Source organism: Streptomyces sp. Go-475, from assembly GCF_003330845.1.
Lineage (GTDB): Bacteria > Actinomycetota > Actinomycetes > Streptomycetales > Streptomycetaceae > Streptomyces.
Window position 1 is genome coordinate 7536312 of record NZ_CP026121.1, and the last position, 25749, is coordinate 7562060.

Genomic DNA, 25749 nt, shown 5'->3' on the forward strand with positions numbered 1-25749 from the left:
CATGGCCGTGCAACCGTGGTTCACGGACGCCAAACTCGGCATCTTCGTCCACTGGGGCGTCTACGCCGTCGACGGCGTCCAGGAGTCCTGGTCGTTCTACGACGACATCGTCCCCTACGACCGGTACATGTCCCAGCTGGACCGGTTCACGGCCGCCCGCTACGACCCGCGCGACTGGGCGAAGCTCTTCGCGCGGGCCGGAGCGAAGTACGCCGTGCTGACCAGCCGCCACCACGACGGCGTCGCCCTGTGGGACAGCGCGTACGGCGACCTGAACGTGGGCCGGGACCTGATCGCCGGGTACGCGGACGCCCTGCGCGAGCAGGGCCTCAAGGTCGGCCTGTACTACTCGCACTCGGACTGGAGCCACCCCGACTACGCCTCCACGCGCAAGCCCGGCCGCCCGCCGGAGCTGGAGGACAACCGCTACTCGGAGGTCGCGGCCGAGCACGAGGACCTCGAGGCCTGGGAACGCTTCCTGGCCTACCGCGACGGCCAGATCCGCGAGCTGACCCAGCGCTACAAGCCGGACCTGATGTGGTTCGACGGCGAGTGGGACCGCAGCGAGGAGCAGTGGCGCATCCGGGAACTCGCCGCTCTCATCCGCTCCGAGGTACCGGACGTCGTCCTCAACGCCCGCATGCTGAGCGAGGGCGACTACGCGACGCCGGAACAAGGCGCCCCCGTCGTCCCGCCCGAGGGCCCCTGGGAGCTGTGCCTCACGATCAACGACTCCTGGGGCCACCAGCACCACGACCACCACCACAAGTCGGTCGACCAGCTGATCCGCTACTTCACCGAGACCATCGGCGGCGGAGGCAACCTGCTCCTCAGCGTCGGCCCGCGCGAGGACGGCACGATCACGGACGAGCAGCGGGAACGGCTGGAAGGCCTCGGCGCCTGGATCGCCCGGCACGCGCAGGCCGTGTACGGCACCGGACGGGGACTCCCGCCGGGACACCACTACGGCCCGAGCACCCTCTCCCGGGACCGCCGCACCCTCTACCTGATCCTCTTCGACGCCCCGCGCGCCCAGATCAACGTCCGCGGCCTGCTCAGCGAGGTCCGCCGCGTCACGGTCCTGGGCAGCGGCACGGAACTGCCCCACCACGTCACCGGCGGCCTGCACGAGACCCCGGGCATCCTCTGGATCCAACCCCCCGCGGCGGCGGACCTCGACCCGCACGCCACGGTGCTGGCCGTCGAACTGGACGGGGAACTGGAGCTGTACCGCGGCGCCGGCCGCTTCTGACGAAAGCGTGAGAAACGGGTAGGTCTCCCCGCCGCACCACGAGACGTCCTTCGGCCGCGCCCGGGCCGGCGCGCGGTGCGCCGCGGCCGTCGGAGCCACGAACGGCGAGATCGCACGGCCAGGAGCCGCCGTACTGCGCGCGGGCAGGGAAGCGACGAGGCAGGCGTGAACGCCGCGGGCGCGCCGCCCCGTCACGTCACGTCCTAGAGCCGCAGGGCCTCGACCGTGGTGGCCTGTACGGGCGCCTCGACGGAGTCGACCGGCACCGCCGGCAGCGGCTCCGCCGCCTCCGGCCGCTGCTGGGGCAGCGACACCGGCCGCAGCGGACGCGGTCCCGACACGACCGTGTAGTCCTGGCCCAGGAACGGCGGGACCATCTCGCCCGGGTCCTCGCCGAGCGCCAGCTGCACCGCCGCCCAGGGCGCGTTGACACCGCACAGCGACAGCTGGTGCAGCCCGCCGGCCGGGCGGGTGTTGACGTCCATCAGGACCGGCTGCTCGCCGAACATCCGGAACTGGATGTTGGACAGGTAGTGCAGCCCGAAGCCCTCCGCGATCCGCCGCGCCGGGTCCAGCCACTGCTCGTTCAGCGTGAAGCCCCGGCGGCGGCCGTTCTTGGTGCGGCCCACCGCCAGCCGGACCCGGCTGTCCGGGCCGGTCAGGCAGTCCACCGACACCTCGGGCTGCTCCAGGCGCGGCATCACCAGCCAGTCGACCGGCTCCTCGGCCCGCCGCAGCGCCTCCACGACCAGGTCGAGCTGCACGTACGGGCTGGGGAAACCGCCCAGGTGCATCAGCGAGAACGGCGTGCGGGTGATCACGCGGAATCCCACCCCGCCCGCCCCGGACGCCGGCTTGAAGCACGCCTTGTACCCGCCGGCCTCCAACTCCTCGACGGCGGCCACCAGTTCGTCACCCGATCGGACCCGCCACCACGGCGGCACCGGAACGCCGATCGCCTGGACCGCCTCGTAGGCGATCACCTTGTCCTGGAAGACGGCCACCGCTTCGGGCGGCGGCGCCAGCACCGCCGTGCCGGCCGCCTCGAACTCGGCGCGGTGAGCGACGATCGCCGACTGGTGCAGCCGGGGCACGAACACGTCGATGCCGCGCCGCGCGCACTGGTCCAGCGCGTACTCGACGTACCCGGCGGGGGAGAGGTTCTCGGGTTCCAGCTCGGCGGTGTCGGCGGCGGCCAGCACGGGCGAGTCGGGGTCACCGTGGGTCGCGTGGATCTCGACGGCCCGGTCGCTGGGATTTCTCCGCAGCTGATCCATGAAGAACACGTTCTCCGCGTACGTGCGGTTGAGCCAGACGCGTACGCGAGAGACCATGCAGGCCGCCTTTCACGGTTCGCGGGCAGGGCTGAGCAGCCCGTGCCCGGGCATGACGTATGGAGGGACACCAAACCGCCCCTGTGGAAGGGAAGTTCTCAGCGGTGGTGTTGGGGCAGATCATACGGCTTCGGCGGGGCCTCACGTGCAACACGCGGGTTACGGATTCCGCACCCGGCCACCGGGGGACGCCCTTGTTCCCGCCCGGCGGATGTGATCTCGTAGTGGAGTTCGTGTGCGCGAAGGGGGCGAGAGGTGGCGTCGACGGCCGGTGGTGCCGGACAACTGCTGGCCATCAGCGATCTGCACATCGGCTACCCGGAGAACCGCGCCCTGGTCGAGGAGATGCGGCCCGGGACGGACGAGGACTGGCTGCTCGTCGCCGGTGACGTCGCGGAGACCGTGGCCGACATCCGCTGGGCCCTGAAGACCCTCGCGGCGCGTTTCCGCAAGGTCGTCTGGGTGCCCGGCAACCACGAGCTGTGGACCCATCCGAGCGACACCGTCACCCTGCGCGGCGTCGCCCGATACGAGTACCTGGTCGAGCTGTGCCGGGACCTCGGCGTGACGACACCGGAGGACCCCTACCCCGTCTGGGAGGGCCCCGGCGGCCCCGTCGCCGTCGCCCCGCTGTTCCTGCTGTACGACTACTCGTTCCTGCCCGCCGGGTGCACCACCAAGGAACAGGGCCTCGAATACGCCCACGGCACCGGGATCGTGTGCAGCGACGAGTACCTGCTGCACCCCGACCCGTACCCGAGCCGGGAGGCCTGGTGCCGCGCCCGGGTCGCCGCGACCGAGCGCAGGCTCGCCGAACTGCCCGGGGACCTGCCGGTGATCCCCGTCAACCACTATCCGCTCGACCGGCACCCGATGGACGTCCTGTGGCACCCCGAGTTCGCCATGTGGTGCGGCACCGGCCTGACCGCCGACTGGCACCGCAGATTCCCGGTCCACACCATGGTCTACGGCCATCTGCACATCCCCCGGACCACCTTCCACGAGGGCGTGCGCTTCGAGGAGGTCTCGGTGGGCTATCCCCGTGAGTGGCGCAAGCGGCCCGGGCCGCCGGGGCGGCTGCGGCGCATCCTGCCGAGGGAGGGCGAGGAGCGGTGATCGAGGAACTGCTGCCGGAGACCGTGGTCACCGTCGAGGCGTACGGCCACGAGAGTGCCGACACCCCGCTGTACCCCGAGGAGGAGGCGCTCATGGCGCGGGCGGTCGCCAAGCGCCGCCGGGAGTTCGCCGTCGTCCGCTCCTGCGCCCGCCGCGCCATGGAGAAGCTCGGCGTGCCGCCGCAGCCGATCCTGCCCGGTGAGCGCGGCGCCCCGGGCTGGCCGGCCGGGCTGGCCGGCAGCATGACCCACTGCGACGGCTACGGCGCCGCCGCCCTGGTCCGCGCCGCCGACCTGGCCTCCGTCGGCATCGACGCGGAGGTCCACGGACCGCTGCCCGAAGGGGTCCTGCCGTCCGTGTCCCTGCCGGGGGAGGCGGAGCGGCTGCGGCGGCTCGCCGCCGAACACCCCGCAGTCCACTGGGACCGGTTGCTGTTCAGCGCCAAGGAGTCCGTCTACAAGGCGTGGTTCCCCCTCACCGGGAAGTGGCTGGACTTCATGGAGGCCGACATCGAGATCACCCCGGACGGCCGCTTCCGCGCCGAACTCCTCGTCCCCGGGCCGCTGGTGGGCGACCGCCGCCTCGGCCACTTCGACGGCCGCTGGAGTGCCGCCCGCGGCCTGGTCGCGACGGCGGTCGCCGTACCGCACGGCTAGGTTCTGTCTCTTTGGTCAGCGTCGGTCCAGATGAGGATGCCCGCGAGGTGGAGTGCGGCCTGGTAGGCAATCGCGAGCTTGTCGGTTCGTGTAGCCAGGCCGCGCCACTGCTTAAGGCGGTTGATGCACCGCTCGACGCTGTTCCGCTGCTTGTCGACCTCGCTGTCGAAGCCGGGCGGACGGCCACCGAGCCGGCCGCGCCGCAGGCGGTGGCCGACCTGGTCGGACGGCTGCGGGATGACCGCACGGATACCCCGGCGCCGCAGATAGGCGCGGATGGCACGTGAGGAATACGCGCGGTCGGCCAGAACGGCCAGCGGCCGAATCCGGGGCCTGCCCGGACCAGTTCGGGGCACGCGAATGCGGGACATCACCGTCTCGAAGGCGGGTGCGTCACCTGCCTGGCCCGCGGTGACGGTGAAGGCGAGGGGCCGTGCACGGCCGTCTGCGGCCAGGTGGACCTTGGTGCTCAGCCCGCCTTGGGAGCGGCCGAGCCCGTGATCGGCGGGCTCGCCGCAGTGGGCCGCCCCTTTTTGAGTGCTCCGGCAGCGTGCTGGTGGGCCCGGACGACCGTGGAGTCCACTGACACGGTCCAGTCGATGTCGTCGTCGGCGTCCGCCGCCGCCAGGACGGCGGTGAGGATCATCTTTCAGGTGCCGTCCACGGCCCATCTGATCAGCCGCTTGTGAGCGGTCTGGAACGAGCCGAGCTCGTCGGGAAGGTCCCGCCAGGGCGAGTTGGTGCGGTACTTCCACGCGATGGCCTCGAGCGTGCGTGCGGTGGTCGGCCCACCGCCGTCCGCGAACTGGATCGGTCGGCATCAGCGGCTCGATCCGGTCCCACAACGCATCGGTGATCACTAATCGGACAGACACATCCGATCAACTGACCAACCCATCAAAGAGACACGCGCTAGGTGTATTGACCCGCAGGGTTGTTCACGCGGGTGATGGGTGGCTGGCCGTCGATTGCGGTGTGGCAGCGGTGGTGGTTGTAGGTGTGCAGGAAGTTGTCCAGTGCGGCGGTGCGTTCGGTGTTGCTGGTGTAGGGGCGTAGGTAGGCCCATTCGTCGAGCAGGGTGCGGTTGAAGCGTTCGACCTTGCCGTTGGTCTGGGGCCGGTAGGCGCGGGTGAGCCTGCCGGCCGCGCCGAGGTCGGCGAGCGCGTGCTGCCAGGCGAAGCTTTTGCGGTAGGGCCAGGCGTTGTCGGTCAGGACCCGTTCGATGCGGTCGATGCCGTGCCCGGCGAAGAAGGCGGCGGCCCGGCGGAGGAAGTCTGCGCAGGTGGCGGCCTTCTCGTCGTGGTGGATCTCGCTGTAGGCGAGGCGGGAGTGGTCGTCGACGGCGGAGTGGATGTAGTCGAAGCCCATGCTGTTGCGGGTGGCGCGGCCGGCTTGTCGGCCGAGGACTTTGTGGCCGCCGCCGTCAGGGATGCGGCCGAGTTTCTTGACGTCGACGTGGACCAGCTCGCCGGGGCGGGCGCGTTCGTAGCGGCGGATGATCTGGCCGGTGGGCCGGTCCAGGAAGGCCAGTCGGTTCAGGCCGTGGCGGACCAGGATGCGGTGGACGGTCGAGGCGGGCAGGCCCAGGATCGGACCGATGCGGGCCGGGCCGAGCTTGCGGTCCTGCCGAAGACGGCACACGCGGGCCTCGATCGCCCCTGCCGTGCGGTGCGGTGTCGTGCGCGGACGGCTGGACCGATCGTGCAGCCCTTGCTCGCCTTCAGCCCCCCCAGCGGCGCATCCACTTGTGCGCGGTGACGCGGGAGATGCCCATCTCGGCGGCAACATGGGCGACAGGGCGACCGGTGCGGACACGTTCGACCAGCAGCCGCCTGCCGTGAACGGTCAGCCGGGCGTTACGGTGGAACACGAAGGCCTCCGTGCGGTGAAGATTCGACACCTCCACCACACACGGGGGCCTTCGCCATGATCAAGCCCAGCCAGCGTTAACAACGCTCGTGATCAATACAGCTAGTCGCTGGAGAATCCTCGTGCTTGACGGGTGGTCAGGTGCGTGTATTTGGACAGCTCAAGCCGTATTCGGACAAGCGTGCGTGACGCGGGTCACAGTCGATTGACTCGCTCAGTGACTCTGCATTAACTCTGTGCTTTCTGTGTGAAATTTGTGACGGAGGGTGGGCTCCGTGATGCGGGGGGTGGGGTCTGTGTTCGTTCTGCGTGCGCGAAGAACGCGCGGGGTGTTGCTGGGGGGTGTGGCCGCCTCGTTGGTGCTGTCGGCACTGCCGATGCTGCCGGCGACGGCTGCGGCGCAGTCAACAGCCGCTGCGGCGACGGCGAATGTCGTGGATACGACGACCGCGCTGGAGCAGGCGAAGTCCTCCGGTGAGCCTGTGGAAGTGACGGCGGATCGTACGGAGTACTCCACGACACACGCCAACCCGGACGGAACGTTCCTGCTCACCCAGTCCTCGACCCCACAGCGCGTCCACCAAGAGGACGGCAGTTGGGGGCAGGTCGATCCCGTTCTGGAGCGCCGGCCTGACGGCCGGATCGCCCCCAAGGGCGCTGTGGTGGATCTGTCGTTCTCTGGTGGTGGTTCCGGCTCTGACATGCTGCGGATGGGCAAGGACGGCCGGTCGATCACCCTTGGTTGGGCTGATGCGTTGCCGGAGCCGACCCTTAAGGACGCAACAGCCACCTACGCCAACGTGTTGGACGGGGTGGATCTGCAGCTGACCGCGACCGCGGAGGGGTACCGCGAGGTACTCGTCGTGAAGACGCCTGAAGCTGCCGCCAATCCCGAGCTCGAGCAGGTCAAGCTCACCGCATCCGGAGACGGTCTGACCGTGGTACCGGGCGCCGGTGGCGGGCTGCGGGCGGTCGACGAGGACGGCAACGCCCTCTTCCGAGGGCCGGCTGGGCAGATGTGGGACTCGGCTGGTGATGACACCGAGTCTGGCCCGCAGCCCCAGCTCTTGGCGGCCGGCGTACAGAGCGCTGCGAACGAGCCCAAGGAAGACGACCCTTCGCAGCCCGGTAACGGAGACGCCAGCGCGGTCCTGCCCGTCAAGGTGGACAACAACACCGTCGCCGTGCACCCCGACCTCGGCCTGCTGCGCGGCAAGGACACCGTCTACCCGGTGTTCATCGACCCTTCGGTCGGCCTGGGCGCCCAGGAGCGCACGAAGATCTCCTCCGACGGCGACAAGTATTGGATGTTCGACGGCGACAAGGGCGTCGGCAAGTGCGGAACGGCTGACGGCTACTCGTGCGGTAGCGGCTACATCGACCGCATGTACTTCGAGTTCGCGCCCACGAAACTCTCCGGCAAACACGTGCTGGACGCCACCTTCCGGGCCCGTGAGACGTGGTCGTACAACTGCACCCCTTACTGGGTGGATCTGGAGCGCACCGACAACATTTCCGAGGGCACCCGGTGGCCGGGCCCCAAGCAACTGGACCAGATGGGCGACCGGTACGTGTCCGCCGGGCGCGGCGGTCTGTGCACGCCTGACCAGCCTGACGCCTGGATCGAGTTCAACGACAACCCCGACGAGGCGGACGAGAACCTGAAGAACACCGTCCGCTCCTTCGCGGACGGCAAGATCAGCCGCCTGACACTGATGTTGCGCGCCAAGGACGAAGGCGAGCCGCGCGCCTGGAAGCGCTTCGACGACAGCGCTGAGCTGCAGGTCATCTTCGCTTACAAGCCGGGCACGCCCACGGACGTCGGCCTCATCCCCGGTGATGGCACCACCGCCTACTGCAAGAAGTCCTCGAGCGACCCGCTGATCGTCACCCGCAAGGATCCGATCGTGCAGGCACGCGTCCAGACGCGGGTCGAGTCCAACAAGGGCGACCAGGAAGGCTCCCTGCAGGCCGAGTACGTCGTGGAACGCGGCGACGATGCGGCCTGGCACCGAGTGTGGACCGGCCACGCGCCGGATACCGGCTGGCACCCGGACGGCACGCTGGAAAAACTCCGGATGAGTGACCGCGCGGAGGGCGGCCTGTACCGCTACAAGGCCCGCACCCAATCCCACTGGTCCTACAGCGGGAAGTCCGGCGACCTGTTCTCCGGCTACAGCTCCTGGTGCTACTTCAAGATCGACTCGACGGCGCCGAAGCCGCCCCGCATCACTGCCGGATCCCCGTACACCGCATGTGCAGCGAACAACTGTGAAGGGAAGGGAGGGCCGGGCGTGCCGGGATCCTTCACCTTCCAGCCGAACACCGCCGACATCAACACCAGCGGCAAGACCGACGTCACCGGCTATGAGTGGAAGCTGCTGTCCACCCCGGCCAAACCCGTCGCTGGCACTCTCAAAGTCACTGTCCCAAACGTGACCCCGCCGCTGTCGGGCACTCAGGTGCTATCGGTACGCGCCAAGGACGTCTACAACCGGTGGGGCGCCTACCAGGAGTTCACCTTCAAGGTAGCCACCGCCCAAGAAGCAGTGGGCCGCTGGCATCTCGACGGCGTCCCTGGCTCGGGCACTATGACCGCCAAGGACACCGCCACCGTCGGCACCCGGCACGACGCGAAACTGGTCGGTGAGGAAGGGACCGGCTGGTCGACCAGGGCCCGTCGCGGCGAGGCGGACTACGCGCTGCGTCTGAACGACGACACCAGCGACCCGGCTCAGCAGACCGGTTACGCGGCAACCTCCGCCCCTGCGGTCAACACCCGAGACTCCTTCACCGTCTCCGCCTGGGTGCAGCTGTCCAACGCCTCCGCTAACCGGGCAGTGCTGTCCGCGCCGGGAGCCAACGGCAGCTCGTTCACGCTTTACTACTCCGCCGCGTACAAGAAGTGGGTCTTCAACCGCGCCGACAAGGACACAGCGAACCCGGTGTACGTCCGCTCAATATCCAACCGGGAGAACCCGCCGCTCAACGTGTGGACGCACGTGACGGGCGTCTTCAAGACCGAAGGCGATGACAACCTCCCGGACACGGACCCGGCCAACGACACCATCCAGCTGTTTATCAACGGCCAGCCCCAGGGCCAGCCGGTCGGCCTGTCCAAGGCCGCCCCCACGTACACCCCGTGGACGGCGGGCGAGGGACTGCAGTTCGGCCGCTCCAAGGCCGGCGGCAAGTACGTCGACCACCACTTCGGCCTGCTCGACGAAGCCGCAGTGTGGCAGCGAGCCCTGCAGCCGGCTGAAGTCGCGAACGAAGCCAGGGTTCTGCAGGACGGAGTGCCGGCCAACGAACTGGTCGCGCACTGGGACGCCACCACAGCCAAGGGCACCCAGGTCGCCGAGACGACGGCCTACCCGCTTTCGGCCATGACCCTGTCCTCCTCCGGCGCCACGCTGAACGAGGAAGACAACGCACTGTTCCTGAATGGCGCAGCCGGGTACGCCACCGCCGCCGGCCCGGTGGTCGACGAGACCGGCTCGTTCACCGTATCGGCGAGCGTCCGCCTCGATTCAGCGGCCCTCAACGCCAAGCCGGTCGGCTACCAGGCGCAGGTGGCCGCCCAGCGCCTGAACTCAGAGTCCTCATGGGCTCTGTGGGTCACGAAGCCCGGCGACGGCATCTACCAGTGGAAGTTCACCCGCACCGCAGTGGGACCGGACGGCAAGGTCACCCAGAGCGCACAGGTGCCCGCAGCAGACGTGGCCGCCACCGACACCTGGGTCCAGATCACAGGCGCCTTCGACGCCCAGGAGACCTGGGAGTGGACCGATCCGACCGACGGCACCACCGAAGCCCGCTATGGCCAACTCCATCTCTATGTCGGCGAATTCGACCAGCCCTCGGAACAAGCAGCTGGCTTCACCACCCCGCAGCAGGGCAGTGGTGAGCTGAGCCTCGGCCGCGGGACCGCCTCAGGGAAGACCGGCAACTATCTACCCGGCGGCCTGCAGGACCTCAGGCTCTGGACCGGAGCCATGACCGCTGACCAGGTCCGCTCCCAGGTGCTGGACACGCCCGACCCCACCTGAGACCTGCCCCGAGCCGGATACGCCGGTGCCGGATAGCCAGCCGCGCGAGCGAGGTCGGCCACCCAGCACCGGCAGCCCGGGCCCTTCCCTCCTCTTTCCGCTGTCTCAACGGCCCGCGTCCGGGGCGCCGCCCCGGCGCCGTACAGGAAGACACCACATGAATCCCCTCGGCATACCCGGCCCTGGCCCGGGCCGCAGGAGCGAGATCACCAGACGCTGGTCCCGCCGCCTGGCCGCAGCCACCGGACTGGCCATGCTCCCCGGCCTGCTCACACCCGTAGCATTCGGCGCCGACCCCGACCCCCTGGGCGCTCCAGACCTGCAAAAGCCCCGCTCGGCCAAGGTCAGCCCGTTCACCGCGAAGGTGAACAAGAAGGCCGCCGCCACGGTGAAAAAATCCGAGGAAGCGGACCAGGCAGCCATCGCCCGCGCACGCCGTGACCGGTCAAAACAGACCACTTGGCCCAAGGCTGGCAAAGCGCAGCTGAACCTACCGGCCAAGGGCACCGCCAAAGCCACCCCCGGGTCCCTGCCCGTCACTCTGACTGCCCAGGGCAAGGGCCAGACGGCTGTACCCATCTCGGTTGAGGTGCTCGGCCAAAAGGCGGCGGCGAAGCTCGGCATCAAAGGCGTTGCCCTGAAACTCACAGGCCCGAAGAACGGCGGCAAGACGCGGCTGAGCCTGGACTACTCGGCCTTCGCCTCCGCCTACGGGGGCGACTGGGCCGGCCGCCTGCTACTGACGCGCCTCCCCGGCTGTTCGCTGACGGATCCAACCACGGCAAAATGCCGCAAACGCATCCCACTCGATACAACCAACGATCGATCCAAGAACCAGGTATCGGCGCCCATCAACCTGCCGTCGTCCGGCACGCCGATGATGCTGGCGCTGGCCGCCGGAACAAAGTCCGGGGCCGGCGACTACAAGGCAACCCCGCTGTCGGCCTCCTCGGCCTGGGAAGCAGGCGGGTCCTCGGGCACGTTCACCTGGTCCTACCCGATGCGGGTGCCGCCAGCCGCCGCCGGGCCCCAGCCCACGCTGTCCCTGTCGTACGACTCAGGTGCCGTCGACGGACGCACCGCGAGCACCAACAACCAGGGCAGCCAGATCGGCGAGGGCTTTGACCTGACCTCGTCCTACATCGAGCGCAAGTACGGCTCCTGTGACGACGACGGCCAGGACGACAAGTTTGACCTGTGCTGGAAGTACGACAACGCCTCCCTCGTCCTCAACGGCCAGGCCACCGAGCTGGTCAAGGACGACACCAAAGGCAAATGGCGGTTGAAAAACGACGACGCCTCCACCGTCACCCTCTCCACCGACGCCGACAACGGTGACGACAACGGCGAGTACTGGACGGTCATCACAGGCGACGGCACCAAGTACGTCTTCGGCCTGAACAAACTCGAGGGCGCCGGAACTGACGACCGCACCAGGTCGGTGTGGACCGTACCCGTATTCGGCGACGACGAAGGCGAGCCCGGCTACACCGACGGAACCTCGTTCTCCGGCCGCGCCAAGACCCAGGCCTGGCGGTGGAACCTCGACTACGTCGAAGACACCCACGACAATGCCATGTCCTACTGGTACACGGCCGAACACAACAACTACGACAAGCTCGGCGACGACACCACCGGCACCGACTACGTCCGCGGCGGCTACCTCAAGGAGATCCGCTACGGCCAACGCGTCGGCTCCCTGTTCTCCGGCTCTCCCGCCGCCTCAAACAAGGTAGTTCTCAACTACACGGAACGCTGCCAGGCCCCCGGCACCGGTTGCGACTCGCTGACTGAGGACACACGGGATAACTGGCCCGACGTGCCGTTCGACGCAGTCTGCAAGGACGACGCCAAGTGCACCGGCAACACCGGCCCGACGTTCTTCACCCGCAAGAGGCTGACCACCCTCACCACCTACGCATGGAACACCGCGGCCGCCACGCCCGACTTCGATCCGGTCGATGTGTGGACGCTCAAGCAGCGCTATCTCGACCCGGGCGACACAGGTGACTCAACCGACCAGTCCCTGTGGCTGGACGAAATCAAGCACACCGGTAAACGCGGCGCCGACGTGTCACTGGACCCCATCACATTCACCCACGAGATGCGGGCCAACCGCGTCGATGGGGCCGAACACATCCTGCCGTTGCATAAGCCTCGCCTGAAGAGTGTCACCTCCGAGACCGGCGCGAAGACCATCGTCACCTACCTGGACGCCGACTGCGTCGCCGGCCAGACCATGCCCAAGGTCGACCGGAACACTAAGCGCTGCTACCCGGTGCACTGGTCTCCCAACGGCGAGAAAGAACCCATTCTCGACTGGTTCCAGAAGTACCCGGTGAGCTCAGTACAGACCACCGATGAGCGCGGCGGCTCGGAGGCGCTAGAGCACACCTACCAGTACAGCGGCGGCGGCGCCTGGCACTACAACGAGAGCCCGCTCACCCCGGCCGAGGAGCGCACCTGGTCCATCTGGCGCGGCTTTGAGAAGGTCACCCACCTCGCCGGCATCTCGACGGGAACCCAGAGCAAAACCGTCACCGTGTACCTGCGCGGCATGCACGGCGACCGCGTCCTAGGGCCGGACGGCAAGAATCCCGATCCAGACGCCCGCAAGACGGCAGAAGTCTCCGGCATCAAGGCCGGCAAGATCACTGACTCTGACCAGTACGCGGGCTTCACCCGCGAGACAGTCACCTATAACGGCACCGCCGAAGTCGCAGGCACGATCAACGATCCCTGGTCAAAACGGACGGCAACCCAGCACAAGTCTTACGCGGACATCGAGGCGTACTACGTCCGCACCGGTGCCAGCCATTCCCGCACCAACATCACCAGCAAGCTCGACCCGTACGACCGGGTGCGCACGGTGAAGACCACCTTCGACGACTACGGCATGGCCACCAGCGTCGAGGACCAGGGCGACACCGCTGCCACCGGCGACGAGAAGTGCACCCGCACCTGGTACGCCCGCAACGACGACAAGGGCATCAACTCCCTGGCATCGCGCACCCGGACAGTGGCCAAGCCCTGCTCCACCGCCGACTCGGCGCTCGACCTGCCCGCGGACTTCAGCCGCCCCGGCGACGTCATCACTGACACCGCCACCGTCTACGACGACGCGACAGCCACCGCTTGGTCGGCCGCCCAGACACCCACCAAGGGAGACGCGACCTGGAGCGGACGGGCCAAGGGCTACGGCAATGACGATGCGCCCGCCTGGCAGAAGGTGGCCACCTCAACCTTCGACACACTCGGCCGCCCGCTGATCGTCAAGAACACCAACGGCCTGCAGATCTCCAAGACCACCTACACACCGACCGCAGCCGGCCCTCTGACCACGACCACTGCCGAAGACGCCAAGCTCTACAAGACGACGACCAACGTCGACTTCGCCACAGGCGCGCCGCAGAAGGTGACCGACCCCAACAGCAAGGTCACAGAGACCGAGTACGACAGCCTCGGGCGCCTGACCAAAGTCTGGCTGCCCAACCGCCTCAAGGCACTGAACAAGACGCCGAACCACGTCTACGCCTACAACGTCACCAGTTCCGCAATGTCCTGGGTATCCACCGGGACCTTGAAGGGCGACGGCTCCGGCTACAACACCAGCTACACCTTCTACGACTCGCTGCTGCGCACCCGCCAGACCCAGTCACCGACCCCGCAGGGCGGCCGACTCGTCTCGCTGAACCTCTACGACACCAGAGGCCTGACAGTCAGCCAGCAGACGGACATCTGGGATAGCACCTCAGCCCCCTCAGCCACCCCGGCACAAATCTCCGCCGGCCAGGCTCCGATACAGACGGACACCACCTACGACGGCGCCGGCCGCCCAATCAAGGCGGTTACCAAGGCACACGGCGCTACGCGCTGGACGACCACCACGTCCTATACAGGTGACACGGTCAGCACCAGCGCCCCCAACGGCGGCCAGGCCACCGCAGTGGTGACCAACGCTCTGGGCCAGGCGACCGAACGCCGTGAGTACGGCGGCCCGCAGCCGACTGGAACCGATTTCACCAAGACCGCACTCACCTACACCCCGACAGGCCAGCAGGACACCATCACGGGCCCTGACCAAGCCAAGTGGTCCTACACCTACGACCTGTTCGGCCGACAGGTCACGGCCACCGACCCGGACAAGGGTAAGAACGCCACCGAGTACAACACCCTCGACCAGGTCGTCAGCACCACGCCGAACGCCGACACGAACAAGAAGCTGCTCTACGGCTACGACGATCTCGGCCGCAAGACAGGCATGTGGCAGGTCGCCAAAACGGACACCAACAAGCTCGCAGCCTGGACGTTCGACACCCTCGCCAAAGGCCAGCAGGACACCGCGGTCCGCTACGACGGCGGCCTGACCGGCAAGGAATACACAACGAAGGTCACCGCCTACAACAATCTCTACCAGGTCACAGGCAGCCAGCTGCTTCTGCCCGACGCTGACCCTCTGGTGACGGCCGGTGTCCCGAAGACCTTGTCGTTCAGCACTGGCTTCAACCTGGACGGGACGACCAGCCAGTACGCCTCGCCCGCGATCGGTGGACTGCCTGCCGAGACCGTCTCTTACAAGTACGACTCGACCGGCCACCAGATCAGCTCAAACGGCACCACCGGCTACCTCCAAGGCGCGGCCTTCTCCCCCCAGGGCGACCTCAACCAACTCGCCCTGGGCGTGGACCCCGCGGACTCGTCGAAGAAGGCGTACCTCAACTGGGCCTATGAGTCGGGCACTCGCCGACTCACCAGCGCCTACGTCACCGATGACGTACACGGCTACATGCCGCAGGAGCTGAAGTTCACACAGGACGACGCCGGTAACGTCACGTCGATCTTCGATGGCACCACCCAGGGTGGAACGACCAAGGCGGACTTCCAGTGCTTCGCCTACGACGGCCACAGCCGTATGACAGAAGCGTGGACACCCAAGACCGCAGACTGCGCGACCTCCGGCCGCGTGATGGCCAACATCGACGGCTCAGCCCCCTACTGGACCTCCTACACCTATAACCCGGCAGGGCAGCGCAAGACTGAGACCAAGCACACCTCTTCGGGCGACCAGACCACTACCTACACGTACGACGACACGGCGAAGGACACCAAGCCGCACACACTGGACAAGACCACTGGTGCCCGGACCGGCAGCTACTCCTACGACAGCGCCGGCAACACCACCTCTCGCCCCGGTCCGACCGCTCAGCAGACGCTGACCTGGAACCCCGAGGGTGAACTGAGCAAGCTCACCGAGAGCGCCAAAGAGAGCACCTACCTCTACGACGCATCCGGCGAGCTGCTGATCCGCCGAGCAAAGGGCGATGGAGACACCGTCCTCTACCTGCCCGGCGGCAACGAGATCCGCCTCACAGCCAAGGGCACGACGAAGACCCTCTCTGGAACGCGCTACTACACCGCCAACGGCAAGACCATCGCGGTCCGCACGGCGGTGTCGGGTGTCTCTGGTACGAAGCTCAGTTTCCTGGCCGCTGACCACCACGGCACGTCGAGCGTCGCCCTGGACGCAGCCACCTACGCGGTCACCAAGCGCTACAGCACGCCCTTCGGTGACGTGCGGGGCGCAAAGGCCACCCTGTGGCCCGATGACAAGACCTTCCTAGGCAAGCCGGCAGACGCGTCCACGGGCCTCACTCACGTTGGCGCCCGCGAGTACGACCCGTCGATCGGCCAGTTCATCAGCGTCGACCCGCTACTCACGCTGGACCAGCACCAGTCTCTCAACGGATATGCCTACGCCAACCAGCATCCGGCCACGAGCAGTGACCCCACTGGCCTATGCGATGACCCGGTTGGGAACGGACATTGCCGGCCAGGAAAAGTAGGCAAAGACGCAGTAGACCCCGCCTATCCAACCAACCTCACCCCGTCTTACGGCGGTAGTGGGCGCGGCGGAGGGTCAAGCGTCGGCTCTGCCGGCGGGACCGCCAGTGCTGGAAGTTCGGGAAATTCAGGAAACTCGGGAAGTGGCGTAGCAGTTGCGGAGGGGCCTGGAGACTCGGAGGGCTGTTCATCTTGGGGATTCGCCGCCAGTTTTTGCTCTGGTGTCGGAGAAGTCTTCTATGGGGTGGTCAGCAACGTTCCCCACACGGCCGAATATTTCGGTTGGCCCTTTGACGGCGACTGCCGCAACGGTGGCGGTCCAGGATCACCTGGATGCGACTATGGCGCACAGTTCGACAACTGGATAGCCAGTCACGGGTATGACGTTTCCAGTGACGCCTACCAAGTTCCTAGCGCCGCCGCAGCAATCTTCGGCAGCGGGAGGAGTGGGGTCTTCGCTGCGAAACCCAAAACCAAGTCGGGCAAGCCTACCTACGGTGATCGGAACGCAAGAGATCGTGCAGGTGCACTCACTGGCAAGACCACCACGAAAACGCACTGGGCGAGAGCAGAGGTGACACGCGACGGGCAATTGGTCGTCGCCTATTCTCTGCGAAGTGGCAGCATGGTCTCCGGGGAGAATCAGAGTTCGAGCCACACCGAAGCTCGAGTCATCCGGATGTCCGGGGCCACCAGCATGGACATCAACGGCGATCCCTACGCAAAGCTGGCACCCATCAACCGGGGTGACACGGTTACCATTCACGGACTGAACCCGCCTTGCCCCTCCTGCCAAGGCAAGATGCAGAAAGCGGCGCAGGAAATGGGAGTGACCTTTGTGTACAAGAACAGCGGTAGGGAATGGAGTTGGAGTGGATGACTAGCCTTTCTCCCTATTGGGAAATCACGACACTGGTGGTCGGGGAAGAAGTTCCCGGTGTGACCTTCTCCGTCTTCATTGGCGACGGAGAAGATGCGGCGGCGAATGGTTACTACTTTGACCTCCAGCGTTTTCTATCCGAGCAGCCGGACGAGCAGAACGTACGGAATGGTACGGATACCTACTGCGTCATGAATGAGAGTGGCGGCGTTCACTATGGCGGCCTTAAGGGGGTGTCTCTGCTGTCCGGTCTTCTGACTCTAAGGTTTGACGATGAAGCCGTTAAGGTGCTGGGTCTCCCCTCCAATGTGATTCCGCTGGGGGTCGCGTCTACGGTTGACCTTGCAGAATTGCGGGCTGGACTCCATCGCGTCCTCACGTATGGAAATCCGCAGAAATTCCCGCGACTGAATCTAGAATGATCGGCTTTCGGGGTGAGGGGATCGATCGTTATCTCCCTCGCCCCTTGGCTGCCCTCTGATGCGCCAGCAGCGCTACGGCACTTTCTTGGGTAATGTCGGGAGTTGCTGCCTTCGACCGGGCGGGGCGCTGTGTGCTTTCTATTTGCGCTCGTCTGGGTGTGCAACCTGGTTGGCTCTCAACACCTGGTCCCGCCGTGGGTTGTGGGAATCGGACCGAGGCCTGATGCCAAACTGGTTGCGCTGATGAACGACAGGGCCGCACTGAACTACCAACTCGGGGCAGCAGCCCTGTTCCGGATGCCGCCCCGTGACGCCTTTATGGCCCTGGGCAGCCGGGCCGGGGCAGAGCGGCCGGTCAGGTGGCGGGTGTGTAGGTGACGGTCTGGTCGGGGCAGGAGGCGGCGAGGTCGTTCAGGGAAGCGTGCTCGGTGGCGTCGGCGGTGAGGTTCCAGCGGAGTTTGGTGGCGATCCATTCGGCGGTGTAGCGGCAGTGGACGTCGGTGGCCGGGGGCATCCACTGGGCCGGATCCCGGTCTGCTTTGCTGCGGTTGGAGCTGGAGGTGACCGCGACGAGCGACGTCTCCTGGCCTTGGTCGTTGGCGTAGGCCTCGCGGCGCCGCGCGGTCCAGGCAGAGGCGCCGCTGTCCCAGGCTTCGGCCAAAGGAACCATGTGGTCGATGTCCAGGCCGGAGGTGGACGTCACCGTGGTTTGGTCGTAGTACGACCACCAGCTGCCGCCGGTGAGCCGGCACCTGGGGCCCACGGCCGGCGCTTCGACCGCTTCGTGGATGAGGACTTCGTTGCGGGTGGTGCAGCCGTCGGCCGGGTCGTCGCCGGCATTCCAATGTTTGAACGCCTCGCGGGCGTAGCCGTCGCGGGACTCGGTGGCTAGTTGCAGGCTCGCGACGGCTTCGGCCAGAGGAACGGTCTCTAGGTGTATTGATCACGAGCGTTGTTAACGCTGGCTGGGCTTGATCATGGCGAAGGCCCCCGTGTGTGGTGGAGGTGTCGAATCTTCACCGCACGGAGGCCTTCGTGTTCCACCGTAACGCCCGGCTGACCGTTCACGGCAGGCGGCTGCTGGTCGAACGTGTCCGCACCGGTCGCCCTGTCGCCCATGTTGCCGCCGAGATGGGCATCTCCCGCGTCACCGCGCACAAGTGGATGCGCCGCTGGGGGGGCTGAAGGCGAGCAAGGGCTGCACGATCGGTCCAGCCGTCCGCGCACGACACCGCACCGCACGGCAGGGGCGATCGAGGCCCGCGTGTGCCGTCTTCGGCAGGACCGCAAGCTCGGCCCGGCCCGCATCGGTCCGATCCTGGGCCTGCCCGCCTCGACCGTCCACCGCATCCTGGTCCGCCACGGCCTGAACCGACTGGCCTTCCTGGACCGGCCCACCGGCCAGATCATCCGCCGCTACGAACGCGCCCGCCCCGGCGAGCTGGTCCACGTCGACGTCAAGAAACTCGGCCGCATCCCTGACGGCGGCGGCCACAAAGTCCTCGGCCGACAAGCCGGCCGCGCCACCCGCAACAGCATGGGCTTCGACTACATCCACTCCGCCGTCGACGACCACTCCCGCCTCGCCTACAGCGAGATCCACGGCGACGAGAAGGCCGCCACCTGCGCAGACTTCCTCCGCCGGGCCGCCGCCTTCTTCGCCGGGCACGGCATCGACCGCATCGAACGGGTCCTGACCGACAACGCCTGGCCCTACCGCAAAAGCTTCGCCTGGCAGCACGCGCTCGCCGACCTCGGCGCGGCCGGCAGGCTCACCCGCGCCTACCGGCCCCAGACCAACGGCAAGGTCGAACGCTTCAACCGCACCCTGCTCGACGAATGGGCCTACCTACGCCCCTACACCAGCAACACCGAACGCACCGCCGCACTGGACAACTTCCTGCACACCTACAACCACCACCGCTGCCACACCGCAATCGGCGGCCAGCCACCCATCACCCGCGTGAACAACCCTGCGGGTCAATACACCTAGGGCCGCCCCCCAGCAGGCCCTTGCCGCCGGTCAGGGACGCGGCTCCGGGCACCACGTCTGCAACAGCCGGAAGAACGCCTCCTCGTTGCCGGCCAGACCGGCCCGGTCGAGGGCCTGTTCCGCGTCGGCGAGCACGGCGGGCGGGACGACCGGCGGGCCGCCCTCCACGTCGAAGGCGGCCCGGACGGTGTGCAGGAGCCGCAGGTACGCCTGGACGGCGGTGCGTTCGCGGTCGGTCAGTACGGCGGTGGGCATCGGTCGGCTCTCCCCGTGTCGCGTCGTCGGTCCCGCGCCCTCGCGGCGCGCACGCCCCGCACAGCCGGGACGCACCTCCAGCTTGCCGCCCACCACTGACAATCCGGCCCCGCCGGCCCTCGGTTCGCCCGCTCGGCGCAGACGGGACCGCCTCCGGTGACGCGGGGCCGGCGGCCCGTCAGCTCTGCGGCCCCCGGTACCCCAGCGACGCCTCGATCCGCCCCGCCAGATGGTCCCGCCGCGCCGGGCTCCGCGACGACGAACCCGTCAGCCACGCACGGCACTTGCTGGCGAGCAGCAGACCGAAGCTCTCGGCCTCCTTCTCGTCGTCGAGGTCGAAGCGGCTGCGCGCGGCGACCTTCAGCACGGTCGCCTGGAGATCGGCGCCGTCGTCGAGCAGCCGCGCCGCGACCGACGCGCCCTCCACGTGGTGGGAGCAGTGCCCGGCCTTCATGTGCCACAGCTCGTGGCCCAGGATCACCAACTGGTGGTCGGGGGCCGTGCGTTCCTCGATGACGACGAGGTCCTGCTCGGCCATGTCGAGCCAGAGCCCGCTGGCGGTCCCGGGCGGGAAGGCGGCCGTACGGAACAGGACGGGGCGCCCGCGGCGTCTGCTCATGGCGTCGCACAGCGCGCGGTACAGCTCCTCGGGCCGGGCCGGCGCGGGGAGGGTCAGCTCCGCGACCAGCTCGCCGCACAGGCGGCGCATTTCCTTACCTATGCCCACAGTTCTCCCCACGGTCACGACTCGGGCCGCTTGACGCTCTCCAGGAGCATGTCCAGCCACTCCGCCACCTTGTCGCGGTGCTGGTCGGTGGGCAGCTGCGCGGCCCGCCAGGCGATGCCGCGCACGCCGTGGTCCTGGAGCAGTCGCTCCAGCGGGTCGTCCGCCGCGGCGGACGCCTCCCGTTCGCGGTCGGCGAGCTGTTGCAGCAGTTCCTGCTCGGTGTGCTGGAGGGCGGTGACGAGAGCCTCGGGATCCTCGGCCGTGAGGAACCCGGCGTGCACCCGGAAGAACCGCTGGAGGGCGTCGCAGTGCTCCATGGTCGGCCGCCGGTCGCCGTTGATGAGGGCCCCGGCCTGCTGCCGGGACATGCCCGCGCCGTCGGCGATCTCCTGCTGGGTGTACTTGCGGCCGTTGGGCTTGAGCCGGGTCCGGCGCAGCAGGTCGAGCCGCTGCAGGAACCGGGCCTGCACATCGGGCTCGCCCGCGGGCCGTCCCCCGAGCAGGGCCTTCACCACCGGCTCCGGGACGCCGGAGGCGACGGACAGCCTGCCGGTGTCGAAGACCTCGGCGTGCGGCACGCCGAGCCGGTCGGCGAGCGCGGTGACGCGGGAGACGACGGCCGCCAGCACGGTCGTCCGCGTGGCGCCAGGACCTTCGACGAAGCCACCCGTCACCGACAGATCTCCTACGTCTCTCACAGGCCTCTCACAAGCGGATGCCGTGACTTACCCCGGCGTGAACTTCCCGGAGCGTAGCCGGTGCCTCGAACTCACATCCAGGTCTCGCCACAACTGTGGCCAATTTCAGCCGTCAACAGGCATGAAATGCCACGATAGTTGACACGCCTCAGCTCCGGGCAGCAGGATCGGGGCGCCGCGTCAAGGCCGCACAGGCAAGAGGGGTGACCTCCCGATGGCATATCAGGCAGGAGGGCAGCGGCCGGCACCGCGGCCCGTCCCCGAGACTCCCGAGGCCCAGGCCTACCTGGAGGACTGCGCCGGACTTCTGGAGGCCGTCTCCTTCCCCTCGCTCGTCGTCGACCACTGCTGGGACGTCGTGCTCACCAACAGCGCGTTCCGGTCACTTTTCGGCGGCGTCGGACCGCACCCGACGGCCATGCCGGGCGACAACTTCCTCCGGTTCGTGCTGTTCCACCCCGACGCGCCCACGGTGCTCGGCGAGCACGAGGCGAGCTGGTGCCTGCCGATGCTCGCGCACTTCGCCCGGGCCGTGGAGGACCACGGCCCCGACCACGGGCTCCAGGCCATCCGCCGCGACATCGCCCAGGACCCGATCATGGAGGCCGCCTACCGGCACGGCCTGCCGCACTGGATCCGCGCGGTCGGCGAGGAGGCCGTCGAGCTCGACGGCGCCGTACGGCCCGTCCTGCACCCGGACCCGCGCTGGGGCGCCACCGACTGCCGGGTCGTCGCCGAGACGTCCAGGACCCTGGAGGAACTGGGCTGCACCCGGCTCACGTTCGTCCTGCGCGAGGCCCGCCGCGCCTCCTCCCGCGACCGCCGGACGCGCCGCGGCGCCGCCCACCTCAGGGTCGTCCCGACGGCCGACTGAACCCGTCCGGCCCTCGCGCCGCCCGCGCTCGCACCATTCCCAGACCGTGTGGTGTGTGACATAGTACTGGCGTGAGCACGCCGCTGACCTGCGATGTCGTTGTGATCGGAGCGGGAGTCGTCGGTGCCGCCTGCGCCCTGTACGCGACCCGAGCCGGCCTCGACACGGTCGTGGTGGACCGGGGACCGGTGGCCGGCGGGACGACCGGCGCGGGGGAGGGGAACCTCCTCGTCTCGGACAAGGAGCCCGGACCCGAACTCGACCTGGCCCTGCTCTCCGCCCGGCTGTGGGCCGAACTGGCCCGCGAGGGGCTGGGGAAGGCCGTCGAGTACGAGGCCAAGGGCGGTGTCGTCGTCGCCGGCAGTGAAGCGGCCCGGGCCGGGCTGGAGGAACTCGCCGCCGGGCAGCGCGCGGCCGGGGTGGAGGCCGTCCCCGTGCCCGCCGACCGCCTCACCGACCTGGAGCCGTACCTGGCCCCCGGCCTCGCGGGCGGTGTGCACTACCCGCAGGACGCCCAGGTGATGCCCGCGCTGGCGGCGGCGCACCTGCTGCGCGCCTCGGGCGCCCGGCTGCTCACCGGCCGCGAGGTGACCGGGGTGCTGCGGGGCAGCGGCGGCGCGGTGCGCGGGGTGCGGACCGACCAGGGCGACCTCCACGCCCCGGCGGTCGTCAACGCGGCCGGCACCTGGGGCGGCGAGGTGGCGGCCCGCGCCGGAGTCCGCCTGCCGGTGCTGCCCCGACGCGGCTTCGTCCTGGTCACGGAGCCGCTGCCGCCCCGCGTCCGGCACAAGGTGTACGCCGCCGACTACGTGGCCGACGTGGCGAGCGACTCGGCGGCGCTGCAGACGTCCCCGGTGGTGGAGGGCACGCCCGCCGGGCCCGTCCTCATCGGCGCCAGCCGGGAACGGGTCGGTTTCGACCGGTCGTTGTCGCTCCCGGCGCTGCGGGCGCTGGCGGCGGGCGCGACCCGGCTCTTCCCGTTCCTCGCCGGCGTGCGGGCCATGCGGACCTACGCGGGTTTCCGGCCGTATCTGCCGGACCACCTGCCCGCCATCGGCCCCGACCCCCGCTCGCCCGGGCTCCACCACGCCTGCGGGCACGAGGGCGCCGGCATCGGCCTGGCCACCGGCACCGGGCACCTGATCGCCCAGGCGCTGACCGGGCAGGCACCCGATCTGGACCTCGGCCCGTTCCGCCCCGACCGCTTCACCGAGGAGGCCGAGTGAATCCCCTGGAACTCGCGGGCGCCAGGCCCGGCCCCGCCTTCACCGTCACCTTCGACGGGCGGCCGGTCGAGGCGCTGCCTGGGCAGACGGTCGCCGCCGTGCTGTGGGCGGCGGGCGTCACCTCCTGGCGCTCCACCCGGGGCGAGGGCCGCCCCCGCGGCGTGTTCTGCGGGATCGGCGTCTGCTTCGACTGCCTGGTGACCGTCAACGGGCGGCCCAACCAGCGGGCCTGTCTGGTGCCGGTGCGGCCGGGCGACGTGATCGGCACGCAGGACGGGACGGGCCACGAGGAGGTTCCCCGTGCGGACTGACCTCGCCGTGATCGGCGCCGGACCGGCCGGCCTCGCCGCCGCCCTGGCGGCCTCCGCGCGGGGCGTACGGGTCGCACTGGTCGATGCCGCGGCCGAGGCGGGCGGGCAGTTCTACCGGCAGCCCGCCGCCGGGCTCGGGGCCGGGCGGCCGGAGACGCTGCACCACCGGTGGCGGACCTGGGAGCGGCTGCGTGACGGGCTCGCCGCCAGTGCCGTCCGCGTGCTGACGGGTCACCATGTGTGGTGCGTGGAGCGCGACTCCGGCGGCTTCACCGTGCACGCGCTGCTGGGGCCGGAGCAGGAGGAGCCGGCCGAGGCGCACGCCCGTGCCGTGCTCCTGGCCACCGGCGGCTACGAGCAGGTGCTGCCCTTCCCCGGCTGGACCCTCCCGGGCGTCGTCACCGCCGGGGGCGCCCAGGCCATGCTCAAGGGCGGGCTCGTGGTGCCGGGGCGCCGGGCCGTCGTGGCCGGGTCGGGGCCGTTGCTGCTGCCCGTGGCGACCGGGCTCGCGGCCGCCGGGGTCGAGGTCGCCGCGCTGGTGGAGTCCACCGCGCCCGAACGCCTCGCGGCCCGGCTCCCGGCCCTGGCCGACAAGCTCCCCGAGGGCACCGGATACGCCGCCCGGCTGCTGCGCCACCGCGTGCCGGTCCTCACCCGCCACACCGTCGTCCGCGCCCACGGCGACGACCGGTTGACCGGTGTCACCGCCGCCGCCCTCGACGCCGACGGGCGGATCCGGCCCGGGACCGAGCGGCACCTGCCCTGCGACACCCTCGCCGTCGGCCACGGCATGCTCCCGCACACCGACCTCGCCGACGGCCTCGGCTGCCGCCTCGACGGGCTCGCCGTCGCCGTCGACGACGAGCAGCGCACCGACGTGCCCGGCGTCTGGGCGGCCGGGGAGGCCACCGGCATCGGCGGCGCCGCCCTCGCCCTCGCCGAGGGCCACATCGCCGGCTGCTCCGCCGCCGCCCGCCTGCGCGGCACCGCCCCCCACCCGGCCCCCGCCGCCGTCAGGGCCCGGACGAAGCTCAGGAGATCCGCCGCCGCCCTCGACTCCGCCTGCGCGCCGCCCGCCCACTGGCCCGAGCAGGTCACCGACGACACCGTGGTCTGCCGCTGCGAGGAGGTCACCGCCGGTGCCGTGCGCGACGCCCTGGACCTCGGAGCGGGCGACGAGCGCACCGTGAAGCTGCTGACCCGGGCCGGAATGGGCTGGTGCCAGGGCCGGATGTGCTCCACCGCGGTCGCCGGTCTCGCCGGATGCCCGCCCACCCCGTCCAGACGGCCGTTCGCCCGTCCCGTGCCGCTCGGCGTCCTCGCCCGGCACCACCCCCAGGAGGGACTGTCATGACCGACCACCGCCCCTGGCGCGGCGTCCTCGTCGCCACCGCGCTCCCGCTGCACGACGACCTCTCCGTCGACTACGACCGGTACGCCGAGCACTGCGCCTGGCTCGTGGCGAACGGCTGCGACGGCGTCGTCCCGAACGGCTCCCTCGGTGAGTACCAGGTCCTCACCCCCGAGGAGCGCGCCCGCGTCGTCGAGACCGCCGTCGCCGCGATCGGCGGAGAGCGCGTCATGCCCGGCGTCGCCGCCTACGGCTCCGCCGAGTCCCGGCGCTGGGCCGAGCAGGCCGGTGAGGCGGGCTGCCGGGCGGTGATGCTGCTGCCGCCGAACGCCTACCGCGCCGACGAGCGCGCCGTCCTCGCCCACTACGCCGAGGTCGCGAAGGCGGGCCTGCCGGTCGTCGCGTACAACAACCCGATCGACACCAAGGTCGACCTCGTCCCGGAGCTGCTCGCCCGGCTGCACGGCGAGGGGTACATCCGGGGCGTCAAGGAGTTCTCCGGCGACGTCCGCCGGGCCTACCGGATCGCCGAACTCGCCCCGGAGCTGGACCTGCTGATCGGCGCGGACGACGTCCTGCTGGAGCTGGCCGTCGCGGGCGCGAAGGGCTGGGTGGCGGGCTACCCGAACGCCCTGCCCCGGGCCTCGGTCGAGCTGTACCGCGCCGCCGTCGACGGCGAACTGGACACCGCGCTGCCCCTGTACCGGCAGCTGCACCCGCTGCTGCGGTGGGACTCGCGGGTGGAGTTCGTCCAGGCCATCAAGCTGTCCATGGACCTCGTCGGCCGCCACGGCGGACCCTGCCGACCGCCCCGGGTGCCGCTGCTGCCCGAGCAGGAAGCGGCGGTACGAGCCGCCACGGAGAAGGCCGTAGCGGCCGGATTGGCGTAGGGATC

Annotated in this window: 15 protein-coding genes and 4 pseudogenes; 12 read left to right on the plus strand and 7 right to left on the minus strand. The window is 69.3% G+C overall.

Translation table 11 applies throughout. From position 1 onward, the window contains the following. The first annotated feature begins 1 nt into the window (after position 1). Entirely contained in the window at positions 2-1252 is a 1251-nt protein-coding gene (locus C1703_RS34215) for an alpha-L-fucosidase (RefSeq protein ID WP_114256469.1), read from the plus strand. Positions 1253-1455: 203 nt separating this feature from the next. Here the strand turns inward: C1703_RS34215 and C1703_RS34220 are convergent, their stop codons facing one another. Beyond that, entirely contained in the window at positions 1456-2586 is a 1131-nt protein-coding gene (locus C1703_RS34220) for an ATP-grasp domain-containing protein (RefSeq protein ID WP_114256470.1), read from the minus strand. Positions 2587-2841: 255 nt separating this feature from the next. Here C1703_RS34220 and C1703_RS34225 point away from each other — a divergent pair, with 255 nt between their 5' ends. Further along, on the plus strand, positions 2842-3702 hold the full coding sequence (locus tag C1703_RS34225) for a metallophosphoesterase (RefSeq protein WP_114256471.1): 861 nt from the start codon (positions 2842-2844) through the stop codon (positions 3700-3702). After that, on the plus strand, positions 3699-4358 hold the full coding sequence (locus C1703_RS34230) for a 4'-phosphopantetheinyl transferase superfamily protein (RefSeq protein WP_114256472.1): 660 nt from the start codon (positions 3699-3701) through the stop codon (positions 4356-4358). Before C1703_RS34225 ends, C1703_RS34230 begins: the two co-directional genes overlap by 4 nt. On the opposite strand, the pseudogene C1703_RS34235 reads toward C1703_RS34230, so the two are convergent. Then, positions 4355-5233, minus strand: a pseudogene (locus C1703_RS34235) (IS5 family transposase). The gene C1703_RS34230 and the pseudogene C1703_RS34235 sit on opposite strands and share 4 nt — an antisense overlap. Before the next feature lie 37 nt (positions 5234-5270). Further along, positions 5271-6228 (minus strand): annotated as a pseudogene (locus C1703_RS34240) (IS481 family transposase). 376 nt (positions 6229-6604) lie between these two features. Between C1703_RS34240 and C1703_RS34245 the strand changes: the two are divergent. The 3 genes from C1703_RS34245 to C1703_RS34255 all read left to right on the plus strand — a co-directional run bounded on the left by C1703_RS34245 (position 6605) and on the right by C1703_RS34255 (position 17419). Next, positions 6605-10276: a LamG domain-containing protein gene (locus C1703_RS34245; protein WP_114257733.1), complete on the plus strand. Its 3672-nt coding sequence runs from the start codon at positions 6605-6607 to the stop codon at positions 10274-10276. 157 nt (positions 10277-10433) lie between these two features. After that, positions 10434-16997 (plus strand): RHS repeat-associated core domain-containing protein, encoded by a 6564-nt coding sequence (locus C1703_RS34250; RefSeq protein WP_232840679.1) that lies wholly within the window; start codon positions 10434-10436, stop codon positions 16995-16997. Beyond that, complete coding sequence (locus tag C1703_RS34255; protein WP_157993201.1) at positions 16994-17419, plus strand: Imm10 family immunity protein; 426 nt, start codon at positions 16994-16996, stop codon at positions 17417-17419. The genes C1703_RS34250 and C1703_RS34255 overlap by 4 nt, the downstream gene beginning before the upstream one ends. Positions 17420-17774: 355 nt before the next feature. Here C1703_RS34255 and C1703_RS34260 read toward each other — a convergent pair. Then, positions 17775-18350 (minus strand): annotated as a pseudogene (locus C1703_RS34260) (HNH endonuclease family protein); the annotation flags it as partial. A gap of 104 nt (positions 18351-18454) precedes the next feature. Between C1703_RS34260 and C1703_RS34265 the strand changes: the two are divergent. Next, positions 18455-19412: pseudogene (locus tag C1703_RS34265) on the plus strand (IS481 family transposase). A 30-nt stretch (positions 19413-19442) separates the two neighbouring features. On the opposite strand, the gene C1703_RS34270 reads toward C1703_RS34265, so the two are convergent. The 3 genes from C1703_RS34270 to C1703_RS34280 form a co-directional block, all read right to left on the minus strand. Next, positions 19443-19667 carry a hypothetical protein gene (locus C1703_RS34270; protein ID WP_114256476.1) on the minus strand — a complete coding sequence of 75 codons (225 nt, stop codon included), beginning with the start codon at positions 19665-19667 and terminating at the stop codon, positions 19443-19445. Between the two features lie 178 nt (positions 19668-19845). Further along, on the minus strand, positions 19846-20376 hold the full coding sequence (locus tag C1703_RS34275) for a toxin-antitoxin system, toxin component (protein ID WP_114256477.1): 531 nt from the start codon (positions 20374-20376) through the stop codon (positions 19846-19848). Positions 20377-20408: 32 nt separating this feature from the next. Continuing rightward, entirely contained in the window at positions 20409-21068 is a 660-nt protein-coding gene (locus C1703_RS34280; RefSeq protein WP_114256478.1) for a helix-turn-helix transcriptional regulator, read from the minus strand. Positions 21069-21306: 238 nt separating this feature from the next. On the opposite strand from C1703_RS34280, the gene C1703_RS34285 reads away from it, so the two are divergent. The 5 genes from C1703_RS34285 (at position 21307) to C1703_RS34305 (ending at position 25744) form a co-directional block, all read left to right on the plus strand. Then, on the plus strand, positions 21307-21966 hold the full coding sequence (locus C1703_RS34285; protein WP_198678344.1) for a hypothetical protein: 660 nt from the start codon (positions 21307-21309) through the stop codon (positions 21964-21966). Between the two features lie 71 nt (positions 21967-22037). Beyond that, complete coding sequence (locus C1703_RS34290; protein ID WP_114256480.1) at positions 22038-23192, plus strand: FAD-dependent oxidoreductase; 1155 nt, start codon at positions 22038-22040, stop codon at positions 23190-23192. Then, positions 23189-23503: a (2Fe-2S)-binding protein gene (locus tag C1703_RS34295; protein ID WP_114256481.1), complete on the plus strand. Its 315-nt coding sequence runs from the start codon at positions 23189-23191 to the stop codon at positions 23501-23503. Before C1703_RS34290 ends, C1703_RS34295 begins: the two co-directional genes overlap by 4 nt. Continuing rightward, on the plus strand, positions 23493-24857 hold the full coding sequence (locus C1703_RS34300) for an FAD-dependent oxidoreductase (protein WP_114256482.1): 1365 nt from the start codon (positions 23493-23495) through the stop codon (positions 24855-24857). The genes C1703_RS34295 and C1703_RS34300 overlap by 11 nt, the downstream gene beginning before the upstream one ends. Beyond that, positions 24854-25744, plus strand: a complete 891-nt coding sequence (locus C1703_RS34305; protein WP_114256483.1) for a dihydrodipicolinate synthase family protein — start codon at positions 24854-24856, stop codon at positions 25742-25744. The genes C1703_RS34300 and C1703_RS34305 overlap by 4 nt, the downstream gene beginning before the upstream one ends. The last annotated feature ends 5 nt before the right edge of the window (positions 25745-25749 follow it).

Coding starts and splice junctions, on each gene's coding strand:
- C1703_RS34245 (WP_114257733.1), top strand. CDS start 6,605: ATGCTGCCGGCGACGGCTGCGGCGCAGTCAACAGCCGCTGCGGCGACG.
- C1703_RS34250 (WP_232840679.1), top strand. CDS start 10,434: ATGAATCCCCTCGGCATACCCGGCCCTGGCCCGGGCCGCAGGAGCGAG.
- C1703_RS34285 (WP_198678344.1), top strand. CDS start 21,307: ATGGCATATCAGGCAGGAGGGCAGCGGCCGGCACCGCGGCCCGTCCCC.
- C1703_RS34270 (WP_114256476.1), bottom strand. CDS start 19,667: ATGCCCACCGCCGTACTGACCGACCGCGAACGCACCGCCGTCCAGGCG.
- C1703_RS34275 (WP_114256477.1), bottom strand. CDS start 20,376: ATGCGCCGCCTGTGCGGCGAGCTGGTCGCGGAGCTGACCCTCCCCGCG.
- C1703_RS34215 (WP_114256469.1), top strand. CDS start 2: ATGGCCGTGCAACCGTGGTTCACGGACGCCAAACTCGGCATCTTCGTC.
- C1703_RS34305 (WP_114256483.1), top strand. CDS start 24,854: ATGACCGACCACCGCCCCTGGCGCGGCGTCCTCGTCGCCACCGCGCTC.
- C1703_RS34255 (WP_157993201.1), top strand. CDS start 16,994: ATGACTAGCCTTTCTCCCTATTGGGAAATCACGACACTGGTGGTCGGG.
- C1703_RS34220 (WP_114256470.1), bottom strand. CDS start 2,586: ATGGTCTCTCGCGTACGCGTCTGGCTCAACCGCACGTACGCGGAGAAC.